The organism is Frankia sp. EI5c (genome assembly GCF_001636565.1).
Classification (GTDB): Bacteria; Actinomycetota; Actinomycetes; order Frankiales; family Frankiaceae; genus Parafrankia.
On record NZ_LRTK01000009.1, the window covers coordinates 24,484 to 39,634 of the forward strand.

Sequence of the window (15,151 nt, forward strand, 5' to 3'; positions counted from 1 at the left end):
TGGTTGTCCGAAAAATGTGCGGGCCGTGCTGACAAGACACGGTTCCGTACATTTCGCCGTCGCGCTGATTGTGACAAGTGATGCGGGAGCGCCCGCCGCCACCCCACCGGAACACCGGCCGGGCAGGAGTCGCGCGGGGTCAGGCCGGGGCTGGTTCGTATCGGGAGTCGAAGGCCTCGACCGGCGGGCAGGTGCAGACCAGATTGCGGTCACCGTAGGCCCCGTCGATCCGGCGAACCGGCGGCCAGTACTTAGCCGCCCGCAGTGACGCCACCGGGTAGGCCGCCACCGACCGCGGGTATGGATGGGGCCATTCATCCGCGGTCACCATCTCCGCGGTATGCGGGGCATTGTGCAGCGGGTTGTCGTCCCGGGGCCAGACGCCGTCACCGACCTTCCCGGCCTCCTCCCGAATCGCGATCATCGCGTCGCAGAACCGGTCGATCTCCCCCAGGTCCTCGCTCTCCGTCGGTTCCACCATCAGCGTCCCCGCCACCGGGAACGACATCGTCGGAGCGTGGAAGCCGTAGTCGACCAGCCGCTTGGCGATGTCGTCGACGGTCACTCCCGTCTGCTTCGTCAGTGGCCGGAGATCGAGGATGCACTCGTGCGCGACGAACCCGTTGCGGCCCGTGTACAGGACGGGGTAGTGCGACCCGAGCCGGCNGGCGATGTAGTTGGCGTTGAGGACGGCCACCGAGGTCGCCTCCCGCAGGCCGTCCGCCCCCATGAGGCGGATGTACGCCCACGGGATCATCAGGATGCCGGCGGACCCCCACGGCGCCCCCGAGATCGGCCCCACCCCGGTCGCCGGCCCGGCCTCCGGGCGCAGCGGATGGTTGGGCAGGTACGGCAGCAGCTTCTCGCCGACCGCGACCGGCCCGACCCCCGGCCCACCGCCGCCGTGCGGGATGCAGAACGTCTTGTGCAGGTTGAGATGGCTGACATCCGCCCCGAAACGGCCCGGCCGGGAGAGCCCCACCAGCGCGTTGAGGTTCGCTCCGTCCACGTAGACGAGCCCGCCGGCGTCGTGCACCACCGCGCACGCCCGGGCGATGCCCTCCTCGTACACACCGTGCGTGGACGGGTAGGTGACCATGAGGGCCGCCAGCGTCGGCGCGTGCGCGGCCGCCTTCGCCGTCAGATCGTCCAGGTCGACGTTGCCCTCGCCGTCACAGGCGACCACGACCACCCGCATCCCCGCCATCGCCGCGCTCGCCGCGTTGGTGCCGTGCGCCGAGGACGGGATCAGGCAGACGTCGCGCACCGCCGCACCGGGCTCGGCCTGGTCGCGGTGATAGGCGCGGATGGCCAGCAGCCCTGCCAGCTCGCCCTGGCTGCCGGCGTTCGGCTGCACCGAGACGGCCGCGTACCCGGTGATCCGCGCGAGCCACAGCTCCAGGTCCCGGATCATCGAGACGTACCCGGCGGCCTGGTCCAGCGGGGCGTACGGGTGGATGTCGGCGAAGTCGGGCCAGGTGACGGCGGCCATCTCGGTCGTCGCGTTGAGCTTCATCGTGCAGGAACCGAGCGGGATCATGCCGCGGTCCAGCGCGAAGTCGACGTCGGCGAGGCGGCGCAGGTAGCGCAGCATGGCCGTCTCGGAGCGGTGCGCGTGAAACACGGGATGAGTCAGGAACGGCTCCGTCTCGGGGCGCCGCAGCGCCGCCGGCAGCCCCGGCAGTTCCAGCTCGGCCTGCTGGGCCTGCTGGGGCTGCTGGGCCTGCTGGGGCTGCTGGTCCGGGACACCCACGCCGAAGGCGGCCCAGACGGCCCGCAGATCGGCCTCCACGGTCGTCTCGTTGCAGGCGACCCCGACATGGTCGTCATCGATCAGGCGCAGGTTCACCCCCTGCACGAGCGCGTCCGCCACCACCTGCCCGGCCCGGCCCGGCACCCGGGCCAGCAGGGTGTCGAAGAACTCGCCGTGCGCGATCTCCACCCCGCCCGCGCGCAGCCCCGCGGCCAGGCGCGCCGCGTGCCCGTGCACCCGGGCCGCGATGCCCGCCAGCCCGTCCGGGCCGTGGTAGACGGCGAACATCGACGCCAGCACGGCCGGGAGGACCTGGGCGGTGCAGATGTTGCTGGTCGCCTTCTCCCGCCGGATGTGCTGTTCCCTGGTCTGCAGGGTCAGCCGGTAGGCCGGGTTGCCCGCCGCGTCCACCGAGACGCCGACGAGCCTGCCGGGCAGCATCCGCTCCAGGCCGGAGCGCACCGCGAGGTAGCCGGCGTGCGGGCCACCGAAGGACAACGGCAGCCCGAACCGCTGGGTGGTCCCGACCGCGATGTCCGCCCCGAGCGCGCCGGGTGAGCGCAGCAGGGTGAGGGCGAGCAGATCGGCCGCCACGGTCACCACGATGTCGCGCTCCCGCGCCTGCGCGATCAGCCCTCGGGGGTCCCGCAGCTCGCCGTTCGCGCCCGGGTGGGACAGCAGCAGGCCGAAGACGTCCGGCAGCACGTCGGCGGCACCCGCGGCCGCAGCCACACCCGCAGCCACACCCGCAGCCGCAGCCGCAGCCGCAGCCGCAGCCACACCGTTGCGGGCCGCGGCGACGCCTCCGACGGAGGCCGGTTCGCCGGGTGCGGGCGTGGGCCGGCCGGTGAGGCCGTCCCGCAGGTCGGCGACCACGACAGTGATGCCGAGCGCTTCCGCCCTGGTCCGGACGACGGCGATCGTCTGCGGGAGTGTGTCCGCGTCGATCAGGAAGGTCGACCGCCGGCCGCGGGTGGCCCGGTAGGCGAGCTGCATCGCCTCCGCCGCCGCCGTGGGCTCGTCCAGCAGCGAGGCACCCGCCACCGCCAGACCCGTCAGATCCGTGATCATCGTCTGGAAGTTCAGCAGTGCCTCCAGCCGCCCCTGGGAGATCTCCGGCTGGTACGGCGTGTAGGCCGTGTACCAGGCCGGGTTCTCCAGCACATTGCGCTGGATCACCGCGGGCATCACCGCGGGATGGAAGCCGAGGCCGATCATGGAGGTGACGCGGCGGTTCCGACCTGCCAGGGTCCGCAGTTCGGCGAGCACCTCGCTCTCGTTGACCGCCGGGGGCAGGTCGAGTTCGGTGTCCCGGATCGCGGCCGGCACCGCGGCGTCGGTGAGCGCGGTCAGCGAGCCCAGACCCAGCAGGTCCAGCATCGCGAGCCGGTCGTCGCGGTTCGGGCCGATGTGGCGGTCCGCGAAACGCGGCAGCGTTGCCTGCACGGACACCGGCGCGGGTGCCGGTGTGGCCGTGGCCGCCGGTGCGGCGACCGGCTCCGGTCGCTGCCGCGGCGCCCCGTCGGCTGCCGGACCGCTGCTCATCGTCGTGCTGGGCGTCGTCCTGCTGGTCGTCGTCGCATCGCTGGTCATCGTCGCTTCGCTCCGGAGGTCGGGCGACGCCGACGGCAGACCGCCACCAGACGGTGGCGGTCTCCCACCCGCGTCGCGGCGGGCCTCCCCCTCTGTCATCAGCCTGAGAGCTTCGCCGGCCGCCTGCGCCCGGGGGGCACCCGGGACGTCAGCGGTCGGCTTGCACCGTCGGCGGGACGCTCGCGCGTCCGCTTTTCAGAGTCGCCTGACCCGGCGGTCTTGGGCCTGAGAGTTTGTGGGGAGATCTTGCTCCTTCGGCGCCCCGGGATGACCCCCGGAGCTCTCCCGCACGGGTGTGAGCGGCGCGATGTGCAGTTGTGCGTACGGTTCCGCTGGCGTGCAGATGCCGGCCCGCGACGCGGGCGCTCGGTTCAGGCTAGACGGCACCGGGGCCGGCCGCCAACGGTCCCGAGCGCCGTCGCCGCTGGTCTCCGGCGCTATGCCCCGGCCCGGTGACGCGTCTCCCGCCGGTGTGCCTCACGGAACTTGGCAGCCTCCTCATCGCTGCGCGCCCCGCCCCGCTCACCTTCGAAGAAGGTCTTGGCGATCCGGTCGTGCGATGTCTGACCCGTCACCTGGCGGGCCATCTCGTCGTCCGTGATGCCCTGCCCGGCAGGTGTCGTGTGCCGGTCGTCCTTTACCGCCTGGTGCGACATGTCCGTCCTCCCGGAATTCTGTCGTCATTACCTCCGTGTCCGCCCGCGCCGACGGCCGCCCGGCCACCTCCGGCCGGCCGGGATACCGCCCGCGCCCTCGACATGCCCGGATGAGACCCAGGTCATCCGCGGGGGAGCCGACAGTCCGAATCATCCCGGGCGGCGGCGGTGGAGACGACGGCCGCGAGTACTCTTTCCCGGCGCTCCGCCGGCCCGGCTTTTACCAGTAGCCACAGCCCGGACAGGCGGCAATGTGCGCCATTTCACCCGTGTAACGTGATCAGTCACGATGCGTGCTCTGACGACCGGACGTCCAGGATGATCAACGGCTATCGCTTCCTGCGGGACCTCGGCCACGGCGGTTTCAGCACCGTCTACCTCGCCGAACAGGAGATCTTCGACCGACAGGTCGCCGTGAAGCTCTTACACGCCGACCTGCGCGACCCGGATGCCCGGCGGCGCTTCGTCCGGGAGTGCCGGGCGACCGGGCGGCTCACCGGCAACCGCAACATCATCACCGTCTTCGACGCCGGAACCACGGACGACCACCGGCCGTACATCGCCATGGAATACCTGCCGGCGGGCACGCTGCGCGACCGGCTGGAGGAAAGCGGCCCGCTACCCGTCCGGGAGATGGTGACACTGGCGGTCCCGGTCACCCAGGCGCTGGCCGCCGCGCACCGGCACGGCATTCTCCACCGCGACCTGAAACCGGCGAACATCCTGCTCCGCGGCCCGGACGACCCCGTGCTCAGCGACTTCGGCATCGCCAGCTTCACGATGGGACGTGACGCGGCCACCGTCTCGGCCGCCTTCACCGCGGGATTCGCCGCGCCCGAGGTGATACTCGGCGACCTGCCGGCGGAGGCCGCGGACGTGTTCGGGCTCGGCGCGACCCTGTTCGCCCTGCTCACGAAAAGAACGCCGTTTCCGGGAAAAACACCCACCGAAATATTCACCCGTATTCAGGCCGGTGTGATGGCGCCACTGGACCGCCCGGACGTACCGCCCGCCCTGGAAAACCTCCTGAACCGCATGCTCGCGCGCTCCCCGGAGCTGCGTCCCGGCCTGGACGAGGTCACCGCCGAGCTCGGTGTGATCCTTGACACGCTGGATCCCGACGCGACCCGGCCAGCCTCGTGGCACGGCGCCACCCGACCGGGAATCAGTGACCTCGGCACCCGCCTCGCCGGCAGCCCGACGCCCACGCCGGCCTCCCAGCCACAGCCGCAGCGCTCGCCGGAACCCCCGGAGCCAACCCGGCGGAACCGGCGGAACGGTCGGAACCGCCGGCGGGCCACCGGCCTCGCCGTCGCCGGGCCACTCGTCCTGCTGCTGGCAGCGGCGGCCCTGTTCCTGCTCCCCCAGCTCGGCACACAGAATGACGCGGCCGCAAGGACGGGGAACACCGGAACGGCCGCCGGAACCGGCGCGGCCGGCACCGCCGGCACACCGGCCGGGGCCGCCAGCCCGCCAGCCGGGGCGTCCAGCCCACCGACGACCGGGGTCACGGGCACGCCGGGGACGACGGCGCCGACGAGCGGGCCGACCGCGCCGGCCGGCGTCTCCTGCGTGGCGCGGACCAGGCTGGTCCGCGACTACCTGAACCGGGTGTTCCAGCGGCAGTACATGTGCCCGACCGACGTGGGATCGCCCGTCTTCGCCAACATCGGTGCCGACGCGACCGACCCGCTCGACGACTCCGGCTACATGCGCTCGAACCCCGCCGGCGTCTGGGTGATCTGCCAGACCCAGGGACGGGACAACCCGGAGATCGGCGGACGGCGCAGCCGCTGGTGGCTCTACACCCAGGGCGACCTGTCCCGGCAGAACGCCTTCGGCTACACCAGGGCCTGGGGATACCTGCCCGCCTCGGCGGTGCCGGGCAGCGGCGGCGAGGCCCTGCCGGGGGTGCCTGCCTGCCCCGGGCCGCTCTGACCCCGCCGAGCAGCCGCCGTCCAGGCACGTGCGCGGGCGGATCGGCATAGTCGAATCGGCAGGGAGATACCCACCCGGCGCCTGGTGCCGGACCGAGTGCGCGAGGAGCGGCACGTGTCAGGACTCGACCGCGATGGTGACGTGTTCATCCTGGATCTCGGTGACGACGAGAACCGGCTGAACCCGGCCTCGGTCGCCGCCATCAATCGCGCCCTCGACGAGGCCGAGGCCGCACCGAAGCCGAAGGCACTGGTCACGACCGCGTCCGGCAAGTTCTGGTGCAACGGCTTCGACCTCGCCTGGATGACGGCGAACCCCGGCGGGATCGACCCGTTCATCCAGTCGGTGCGGGTGCTGTTCGCGCGGTTCGTCACGCTGCCGATGCCGACCGTCGCCGCCGTGGGCGGGCACGCGTTCGGCGCGGGCGCCGTCCTCGCTCTGTCGCACGACCAGCAGGTCATGCGGGTCGACCGGGGCTACTTCTGCCTCCCCGAGGTCGACATCGACATCCCGTTCAGCGGCGGGATCACCGATCTGATCCGCTCCCGGATGCCGACCCGGACAGCCCACGAGGCGATGACGACCGGCCGCCGCTACGGCGGTGACGACGCGCTGGCCGCCGGGATCATCGACGGCGTCGCCGACCAGGAGAAAGTGCTGCCGACGGCGATCGGGATGGCCCGCCCGCTCACCGGCAAGGCCTCCCCGACGCTGGGGACCATCAAGGCGAGGCTGTACGCCTCGGCGGTGGCCGGCCTGGTCGCGAATCAGGCCGTCGAGATCCCGATCTGAGGCGCCGCCTCCTGGGCGGACGAGGCGACCAGCCGCCCGTCGGGGCTGAAGAAGGTGGCCCGGGTGAGTGTCCGGTCTCCCGTGCCGGACGGGCTGTCCCGCACGACGAGCAACCACTGGTCCGCGCGGAACGGCTGGTGGATCCAGACCGCGTGGTTCAGCGCGGTCAGCGCGCCGTTGGACGGCGCCCCGGTAGGCGGCGTTCCGGTTGACCGCGTGAAGGCGGCGAGCATCTGCCGGGCGAAGGCGGCCGTGACGTGGTCGGAGAGGAAGGTCAGCGCGCCGGCGTGCCACGGCGGGTCGTCCGGGAGCGGCTGGTCCAGTCGCACCCAGGCCACCGGGCGTACCGCCCCGCGCCGCGCGTCCGGCGCCGCGCCCGGTGGCCCGTCCCGAGACACGCCCCGGGATGTCCCGGCCGCGACCACCCGCAGGTCCACCAGCCGCTCGACGGTGGCGGCGGCCACGGTCGAGGCGGTGACGGGCACCCGCTCCAGGTCGAGCGGCGGTGGTGCGGAGGGCGCTTTCAGCTGGTGCCCGGCCTGCCCACCGCGGCCGAACAGCAGGGACATGACGCAGACCACCTCGCCGTCCTGGACGCCGGTGACCCGCCGCGTCGTCGACTGGCCGCCGTCGCGGACCCGGTCGACCAGGTAGACGATCGAGGCCCGCCCGTGCGCCGGGTGCGGGAAATACGCGTGCAGCGAGTGCACGGGACGGCCGCCCGCCACGGTGCGGGTCGCGGCGAGCTGGGCCTGCACCCCGATCAGCCCGGTGTGCACGGCCTCGGCGTCGGGACTCGTCCACCAGGCGCGGAAGACGTCCCGGTCGATGTGCTCAAGCGCCGCGAGATCCCCGAAACCGGGCCCGCGGGCCGGCGCGCCCGCCCCACCGTCCGCCGGGCGCCCCGCCGGCCCAACCCAGCGGACCGGCCGACCCGCCGGACGGCCCGCGAGCCCGGGCCTGGCCGGGTCGATTCGTTCCACCGTGATCCGGATGGGCGTCAGCCCGACCGATCGGACCAGCCCGGGACCGCTCCGCCGCCGGCGCAGCCGGTTCGGGACAGTCGGCTGCTCCTCGTGCGCACGTTCCGGCGCCGCCATCCGCTCCGGGCCGGGTGCGGCCCCGGGCCCGGAACCCGCGGCCCGGTCGGTGTCGGGGAACGTGGGATCACGCCACCGAGGCAAAGCTGTCCTCGTCCGCGGAGTCCTCCGCCGGGCCGCGGCCGCCGGCGGGCAGCCCACCCCCACCGGCGGCACCGGGATCACCGGCCCGTTCCCGGGCGCCCGGCCGGCGGCGGCGGGTCCCGCGTTCGCGCAGCGACCGCTCGGCCTGCTCCAACAGTCGCCAGGACTCCTCCGCGGCCTGGGTGCCAGCCGCGCCGTCCCAGTCCAGGACGGTGGCCGGGGCGAAGAGGGCCAGCGTCACCAGCTCCGCCAGCCCGTCGAGCGCCCGCTGGGCCGGCGGCCCCACCTCGGCCGCCGCGGCGAGCTCGACGACCCGCGCGGGGCTGGCTGCCGCCGGCACCACCAGGTCGGCGTCGGCGAGCGCCTCCAGGGCGTACCGCCAGGCGGCCACCACTCGGGCTCTCGCCTGGCCGGCGGAGCGGAGACGGCGGCGGCGAGCGCCCGCCCCCACCACCGCCACGAGTAGCACGAGTAGATAGAGGAGCGAGGCCGTGGCCACGACGACAACGCCGAGGAGCGGCCACCGCCACCCGGCACCCGCCGGAGCGGGCCGGTCCGCGGGCTCCGTCCCGGCGACCCCCTTCTCGCCGCCGGTGGCAGCGACTGCGTCCCGGGCGGTGGGGAGCGTGCCACCGCCACCGGCGGCCACGGAGCGCAGGGCGGCCTCGATGAGCTCCGCCTGCTCGGGTGTCTCGCCCTGGTTGGAGCCGGCGACACTGGCGCCCCGCACGTCGGCGGACCGCGGGGTCGGGAAGAACGGCACCCAGCCGACGCCCGCCAGGCGCACCTCCGCCCAGGCGAGGGCGTCGGCCCCGCGCACGGTGCGGGTCGGCCCGTCCGTGGCCGGCGGCGCGGAGAATCCGACCGCGAGCCGGGTCGGCAGCCCCAGCAGTCGCGCGGCCAGCACGAAGGTGGTGGCGAACTGCTCCGATGTCCCGCGCCGGGTGTGGCTCAGGAAGTGGTCGATGTGGCCGAACGCGTGCCCCGGCGGGACGGCCGGGTCGAAGACGAAGTTCGTGCTCAGATATCTGCTCAGCAGCGCCGCGCGTTCGAAGGGCGTCCGGCCGCGGGCGGTCGCGAGATCCGCCATCGACCGCAACGGGGGCGGGGGGTCCGCGGGGACGCGCAGGTCGGGGTCGCTTCCGGCGGGTGCGGCCGATCCGGCCGGCGGCGCGGACAGGGCCGCGGCCGCGGGTGCGCCTGCGGGTGCGGGCCGCCCGGCCGAGACGATCTCGAACCGGGTGCCGGCGGCCAGCGGGCGATCGCTGCGCAGCATCCCGGTCTCCGGGTCGATCCGGACATCCGCCGGCACGCTGGTCGGCCGGCCGTCGGCGGGGAGCAGCCGCCCGCGCAGGCCGACGATCTCGATCCGCTGGCGTACCTCGGCGTCCCGCCCGGGCGCCGGGCCCGCCGAGCCGTCCCGCGGCGGCGCGACGGTGCCGCCGGCGCGCACGAAACTCGCCGTGGACTGCCAGCTCATGCCGTCGTAGGAGTCGAGCACGGCGAGGCGCAGGGGCACCGCTTCGGTCGGGTCCGGGCCGGCGAGGTCCGCACGGAAGAGGATGTCGTCGGGCCGGGCCGTCCAGCCGCTGAGCGCGACGACCGGGCTGAGCTCGGCCGCGTCCACCGGCGGCGTCGCGCGATACGCCCGCGGGTCGACCGGGTCACCGAGCCCGTCTCTGGTCACCGCGGCGGCGGCGACCACCCCGGCGAGCAGGACCACCAGTGTCGCCGCGGTACCGCGGAGCCAGGTGCGGGCCAGGGTGCACCCGCCCGCGCGGGGCAGCCGGGTCAGGGCGTAGCCGGCGGACAGGGCCACCAGCACCCCCGTCTGGGGGAGGTTGTCACCCGGAACGGGCAGGGCTGTCGCCGTCCCGGCGACCAGCGTCACGACGGCGGGCAGGACCGGGGTGAGCACCGCCTTCGTCCGCACGGTGAGCTCCGCGCCGAGCGCGGCGGCCAGCCAGGTCGGCGCGAGCGCCACGATCAGCAGGTCGGGATCGGCGGGGGCGGGGCCCGCCACGTCGAGCAGCCGCGCCCAGCCGTCGATCACACCCGTGCGGACCAGGCTGAGACGCGCCAGGAACCCGCCCGCGCCGGCCGCGACGGTATAGGCCGCCCAGAGGATGAAGCCGAGCAGCCAGGCGGGCACGGTCAGCGCCGGCGACAGCGCCCGACCACGCCGGTACCCGCTCAGCAGGCCCACCAGCACCACCGGCAGGACGGCGGCCACCGGCAGCGGGACCCACAGGTCACGGGTGGGGAACAGGCGGGTGAAGGCACTGCCACCGGACAGCGCCAGGCCCGCGACGAACGCGAGCCCGGCGGCCGCCCGCACCGGCCCCGCCCGGCCAGGCTCTCCCACCCCGCCATGCGGCCCCACCCGGCCGCCCAGCCCCGCGCGGCCGCCCAGCCCCGCGCGGCCGGCGCGGGCCGCCACCGCCGCGCCGCCGGTCATGACCCACCCGGCCAGACGGCCGGCGCGGCGGCGGCGGAGGCCAGGTGGAGGACACGTACCCGGCCCGATCCGGTGGTGCTCAGCGGCGTCCCCGCGTCAGCCCGCTCGCGGCTGGCGGCGGCGGCGTTCGGGCGCAGCCGCGCCCGCCCGGTCGGGGTCCGCCGGCCCAGCGCACGGGCGGCCGCTTCGCTGCGTGGTCCCAGCCGCAGGACGATCACCTGGCCGAACATGTCGGCCACCGGCGTCAGGGCCGTGATCACATCGGCGCCAAGCGCACCCGTGACGAGGACGAGGGTGCCGACCGGGCCACGGCGCAGCGTCCGCAGCACATCCAGCTCCGTGCCCTCGTCGGGGCGCACCGCCGCCAGCTGGTCGAGCAGTGAGTCGACGTCCGCGGCCCGACGACGGCCGGTCATCCGCACCCCGCCCGAAGTGACCAGGCGGACGCTGTGGGCGTCGCGCGCGCAGGCGAGTACGGCCGAGGCCGCGACGTCGACCGCGTCCTCGAACACGCCTGCCCCGACCGGGCCAGGCGGGTAGGCGCCTCGCCGGGAGTCGAGCACGACGGTGGACGCGGGCTCGCTCGGGTCCACATGGGTGCGGACCATGAGGGTCCCCAGCCGGGCGCTGGCGGGCCAGTGGACCAGCCGCAGGTCCTCGCCCGCGGTGTACTCGCGCAGGGTGTGGAACATCAGCCCGCCCGCGCTGCCCGTCCCGCCCTGGCCGTCGGGGTCACGGGCGGGCGCGGTGCGCGGCGGCGGCAGCGGGCGGACCCGCGGGCGGACCCGCAGCGTGACCGCCGCGCCCAGCGGCTGGCGCCGGTGGGCGAGACCGAACGGGTCACGCCGGTCCACCCAGCACGGCCCGATCCGGCTGACTCCCCGGACGGAGGTGTCCAGCGGCAGCACGATCTCGCGGGTGGCGCCCCCGCGGAGCCGGCGGACGCCCACGGCACCCAGCGACGGCACCGGCCTGACCGGCTCCGCCGAACCGGACGGCTCCGCCGAACCGGACGGCGCCCCCGAACCGGGCGGGGCCGCGGACCCGACCGGTTCGGTGGGGACATGAAGCGTGAACGGCGGAGCCGTCCACCGGGAGTGGTTCACGAGCGTGACCACGAGGGCGGCTTCCTCCCCGCGGGTGACCGGATCGCCGGTGAGCCGCAGCCCGACACCGACCCGGGGCGGGCGGGCCACCGCCGCGACGGTGGCCAGCAGGGCGGCCGCGCCGGCGGCGCAGAGAACCACCAGCTCCAGGTAGCGCAGCAGCGCCGCGGCCACGCCGAACATGGCCGTCGCGACCAGCAGCCCCCAGGCCGTGGAGGTGATCTCCGGCGGCCGCCGGAGGGTCGGCGCGCTCACGCGCTGACGAGGCGCCGCGGCGACGGGACCGTGTCCAGCACCTCCGCGATGACGTCCTCGGCGGTGAGGCGACGCAGCTCCGCCTCAGGGCTCAGCACGAGCCGGTGCGCGAGCACGGGGCCGGCGAGCGCGCTGACATCGTCCGGCGTCACGTAGGCCCGCCCCGCCGCGGCCGCCCGGACCTGGGCCGCCCGCAGCAGCGCCACGCTGCCCCGCGGACTGGCGCCGAGACGCACCGCGTCCCGCCGGGAGCGGGTCGCGGCGACCACCCGCACGATGTAGCGCCGCATCTCCGGTGCCACGTGGATGCCCAGCGTCCACTCCGCGTGCGCGGCGACGTCCTCGGCGCGCATCACCGGCCGCAGATCCTCGACCCGCCGGCCAACCTGCCGACCCTCCAGGATCTGCAGCTCGGCCTCCAGCGTGGGGTAGCCGACGCGCAGCCGCATGAGGAACCGGTCGAGCTGGGCTTCGGGCAGCGCGTAGGTCCCGTCCATGTCCACCGGGTTCTGGGTGGCGATCACCATGAACGGCAGGGGCACCGGCCGGCGGGTGCCGTCGACGGTGACGAGCCGCTCCTCCATCACTTCCAGCAGGGCGGACTGGGTCTTCGGCGACGCCCGGTTGATCTCGTCGCCGATGACGAGGTTGGCGAAGACCGGGCCGGGACGGAAGGCGAACTCGCCCGCCCGCTGGTTGAAGACATTGGTGCCGGTGATGTCCGCGGGCAGCAGGTCGGGGGTGAACTGGATGCGGTGGCACCCGGCGTTCACCGAGGCCGCGAGGCTGCGGGCCAGGGTGGTCTTGCCGAGTCCGGGGACGTCCTCGACCAGCAGGTGACCTTCGGCGAACAGGCAGATGACGGCGAGCTCCACCGCGGAGCGCTTACCGCGGATCACCCGCTCGATGTTGGTGACCACGTCCTCGAAGGCGATCGAGAACGGGGCCGCCCGCTCGGTGCTGACCGTCATGATCGAACCTCCGCGTGTGGTGAGGCCTCAGGTGCTGGGAAGCCGTCTGCCCGGGGGAAGCCGTGTGGTGGGAGACCGTGTGCCGGGGATTCCTGTGTGGGGTGGGTCGGGTGAAGAGGCGGGTCGTGCCGGTCCAGGGGGAGTGACCGGCACGACCCGCCACGGGCAGCGGGGGGAGCTGCCCGGGAACGGAACGGCCCCCGGCGCGCCTCCCACGGCTGAGCCGCCAGTGCCCACCGACACCGCCGGCCAGCACCACCAGGCGGTGTCGCTGGCGACCGTCACCGCAGCGTCGCTGCCACGGAGCCGAACCGTTCCGCTGCAGTAGACGACGGGGTCGCCCGATTCGTTGTCCCCCGTCCGGAAAATGTTGTGAAAGCCGTGGTGAGGGGCCTCGGCACCGACCGCCGGCAGCGGAGCGGGGAGCTCCTCGGCCGCGGAGCGGACCCGCGCCAGCCACCACGCTGCGCGGGATACTTGTCACGCTCTGCCAAAAATTGTCACGCTTCGCAGAAGACGGACCGCAACCCGTGGGCATGGTTACGCGTCAGACCTGTCGACGGGCCACCACGAGTGGCCGACAGCCGGCGGGGGCAGCCGCCGGCGCCTCGGCCATCGCGCGACGGAAGGACCACGAACACCCAGATCCAGATGGGTTCTCGTTGTGATCTTCTCGTCGCGAGGAGGGTCCGTCACCGGCCTCCGCCCGGCTTTCCCTCCGGCCGGGCGGAGGCCCGTCCCGGCGGTGCGGCGGTGCGGCGGTGCGGCGGTACCGCGACCCGTTCCCGGCCGGGTGTTCCCGGCGGCCATCGATGCCACTGGAGGCCCGCGATCATCGGCTGTTCGCGCCGAGTCCCACGCCGCCCGGCCTCGCGGCGCCGCAGGTGCCCGGCTCCCGCCGGTGCGGGGCGGGCGGTCCGGCTGGCACGTGTCCTTCTCGGGGGCGCCGCCGTCGTCTGCGCGGTCGCGTCGCTCGGCGCCGCGGGGCGGGGGGCGGCACCCACCCGACTCGATCTCACCGACAGCGGCACCTGGCTCATCACCTCGACCACGGGCACGCTGGTCCACCTGAGTGGCCCGGCCGGTCGCGCGAACGCCGCGGTCACGATTCCCGAGGCGGTCGGCCGTGATCTGACTGTCACCCCGGCCGCGTCGAAGGTGGTCGTGAGCGAGCCGGCCACCGGTCGGGTGTACCTGGTCGACCCGGCCCGCCTGACCCGCACCGGCTCGGCGGATCTCAAGCCGGGAATGACGATCCTGGCAGGCGGTGCCGGCACGTACGCGCTGGATGCGGCGGCCGGCCGGGTCCAGCGGCTCGCCCCCGACGATCTGGCCGACGACGGGCCGGCCCTTCAGCTTCCCCCTCCGCTGGGCGGCGTGGCCCAGACCGACGACGGGACCCTGTGGGTACCACTCCGTTCCACCGGCGCCGTCGCGGCGGTGCGGGACGGCGCCGCCGTGCCCCTCCCCCGCCAGGTGGCCGATCCCGGCAACGCGGTCGACATCGTTCTGGCCGGCGGACGCCCGGTCGCCGTCGACGCCACCGCAGGCACCCTCACCCTGATCGCCCCCCTGACCGGCCAGCCAACCGCGCCCGGCCGGAGCATCGCCCTCCCCCGGCGGGACGCACCGCCCGGGCCGGCACCGGCACCGGCACCGAGCCTGCTCGCCGCGCCGCGAACCGAGGACGGCCCGGTACCCGTGGTCGACCCGGCGAGCCGGCGGCTGTTCCTGGTGGATGTGGACGCCGGCACGGCGACCGCCGTCGACCTTCCGGGGACGGGGCGGCCCGGGAGCCCCCTGGCCCACGCGGGCCATGCCTACGTTCCGGTTTCCGACCTCGGCATCGTGCTCGACTACGACCTCGACCGGGGCGTCTTCGGGGAACCCGTTCGAGTCGCCGCCACCGGCGGGCAGGCGCGGCTCACCGTGACGGTGGACGACGGACAGGTCTGGATCAACGATGCCGCCGGGCCCGACGCGGTACTGATCAACGACCGAGGGCGGGTACTGATCGCCAAACAGCCGCCGGATCTTCCCGGCCTGCCGACCGGATCGGCCCGGCCGCTGCCCGCACCGCCCCCGCTCCCCGACCCGGAGCGCACCCACCCATCGGGACGGGGCGGGCACGGCCCGGTTGAGCCGACGACCGCCCGACCGGCCACCGCCGGGACCCCGAGCCCACGGACCAGCGCGTCGACCGGCATGGAGCCGGACCGCGACCAGGTGGCCGAGCCGACCGCGCTCCCCAGACCGACGCCGTCGCCGACCGCACCGCCACCACCAACACCGCCGCCACCGCCGCCACCGCCGTCCCGGCCGACCGTGACCGTGCCGCCCAGCGGCACACCACGCCCGTCACCCACCCTGACCGCGGACCCGTCACCGCCGCCTGGCGGGCTGCTTCTTCCCTGACCAGGACGATTTCCCTGACCAGGACGATGC

Annotated in this window: 8 protein-coding genes, 2 pseudogenes and 2 riboswitches; of the genes and pseudogenes, 3 read left to right on the forward strand and 7 right to left on the reverse strand. The window is 74.7% G+C overall.

Translation table 11 applies throughout. The features are described 5' to 3' along the window. Positions 1 to 139: 139 nt before the first annotated feature. The 3 genes and pseudogenes from UG55_RS33330 to UG55_RS07520 all read right to left on the reverse strand — a co-directional run. Positions 140 to 666: pseudogene (locus UG55_RS33330) on the reverse strand (glycine dehydrogenase (aminomethyl-transferring)); the annotation flags it as partial. Between the two features lies 1 nt (position 667). Beyond that, positions 668 to 3,298 (reverse strand): annotated as a pseudogene (locus UG55_RS07515) (glycine dehydrogenase (aminomethyl-transferring)); the annotation flags it as partial. Between the two features lie 138 nt (positions 3,299 to 3,436). Continuing rightward, positions 3,437 to 3,547, reverse strand: a riboswitch (glycine riboswitch). A 3-nt stretch (positions 3,548 to 3,550) separates the two neighbouring features. After that, positions 3,551 to 3,645: riboswitch (glycine riboswitch) on the reverse strand. Between the two features lie 138 nt (positions 3,646 to 3,783). Then, a complete protein-coding gene (locus UG55_RS07520) occupies positions 3,784 to 4,002 on the reverse strand; it encodes a hypothetical protein (RefSeq protein ID WP_066064824.1) in 219 nt (72 codons plus the stop codon). A gap of 318 nt (positions 4,003 to 4,320) precedes the next feature. Here UG55_RS07520 and UG55_RS07525 point away from each other — a divergent pair, with 318 nt between their 5' ends. Both UG55_RS07525 and UG55_RS07530 read left to right on the forward strand, forming a co-directional pair. Then, the gene (locus UG55_RS07525) at positions 4,321 to 5,940 is read left to right on the forward strand and encodes a serine/threonine-protein kinase (protein ID WP_066064827.1); all 1,620 of its coding nucleotides are present in this window, start codon (positions 4,321 to 4,323) and stop codon (positions 5,938 to 5,940) included. Between the two features lie 114 nt (positions 5,941 to 6,054). After that, positions 6,055 to 6,732, forward strand: coding sequence for an enoyl-CoA hydratase-related protein (locus tag UG55_RS07530; RefSeq protein WP_242423864.1), 678 nt, complete (start codon positions 6,055 to 6,057; stop codon positions 6,730 to 6,732). Here the strand turns inward: UG55_RS07530 and UG55_RS07535 are convergent. From UG55_RS07535 to UG55_RS07550, 4 genes are read right to left on the reverse strand one after another with little or no spacing between them, the layout of a single operon-like run. Beyond that, positions 6,708 to 7,916: an acyl-CoA thioesterase II gene (locus UG55_RS07535; RefSeq protein WP_242423871.1), complete on the reverse strand. Its 1,209-nt coding sequence runs from the start codon at positions 7,914 to 7,916 to the stop codon at positions 6,708 to 6,710. The genes UG55_RS07530 and UG55_RS07535 overlap by 25 nt on opposite strands. Further along, positions 7,900 to 10,374: a transglutaminase domain-containing protein gene (locus tag UG55_RS07540; RefSeq protein ID WP_083986537.1), complete on the reverse strand. Its 2,475-nt coding sequence runs from the start codon at positions 10,372 to 10,374 to the stop codon at positions 7,900 to 7,902. Before UG55_RS07540 ends, UG55_RS07535 begins: the two co-directional genes overlap by 17 nt. After that, positions 10,371 to 11,735: a DUF58 domain-containing protein gene (locus UG55_RS07545; protein WP_066064833.1), complete on the reverse strand. Its 1,365-nt coding sequence runs from the start codon at positions 11,733 to 11,735 to the stop codon at positions 10,371 to 10,373. The genes UG55_RS07540 and UG55_RS07545 overlap by 4 nt, the downstream gene beginning before the upstream one ends. Continuing rightward, on the reverse strand, positions 11,732 to 12,706 hold the full coding sequence (locus UG55_RS07550; protein ID WP_066064836.1) for a MoxR family ATPase: 975 nt from the start codon (positions 12,704 to 12,706) through the stop codon (positions 11,732 to 11,734). Before UG55_RS07550 ends, UG55_RS07545 begins: the two co-directional genes overlap by 4 nt. A gap of 1,164 nt (positions 12,707 to 13,870) precedes the next feature. Between UG55_RS07550 and UG55_RS28285 the strand changes: the two genes are divergently transcribed. Further along, positions 13,871 to 15,121: a hypothetical protein gene (locus UG55_RS28285; RefSeq protein WP_242423872.1), complete on the forward strand. Its 1,251-nt coding sequence runs from the start codon at positions 13,871 to 13,873 to the stop codon at positions 15,119 to 15,121. Positions 15,122 to 15,151 lie beyond the last annotated feature (30 nt).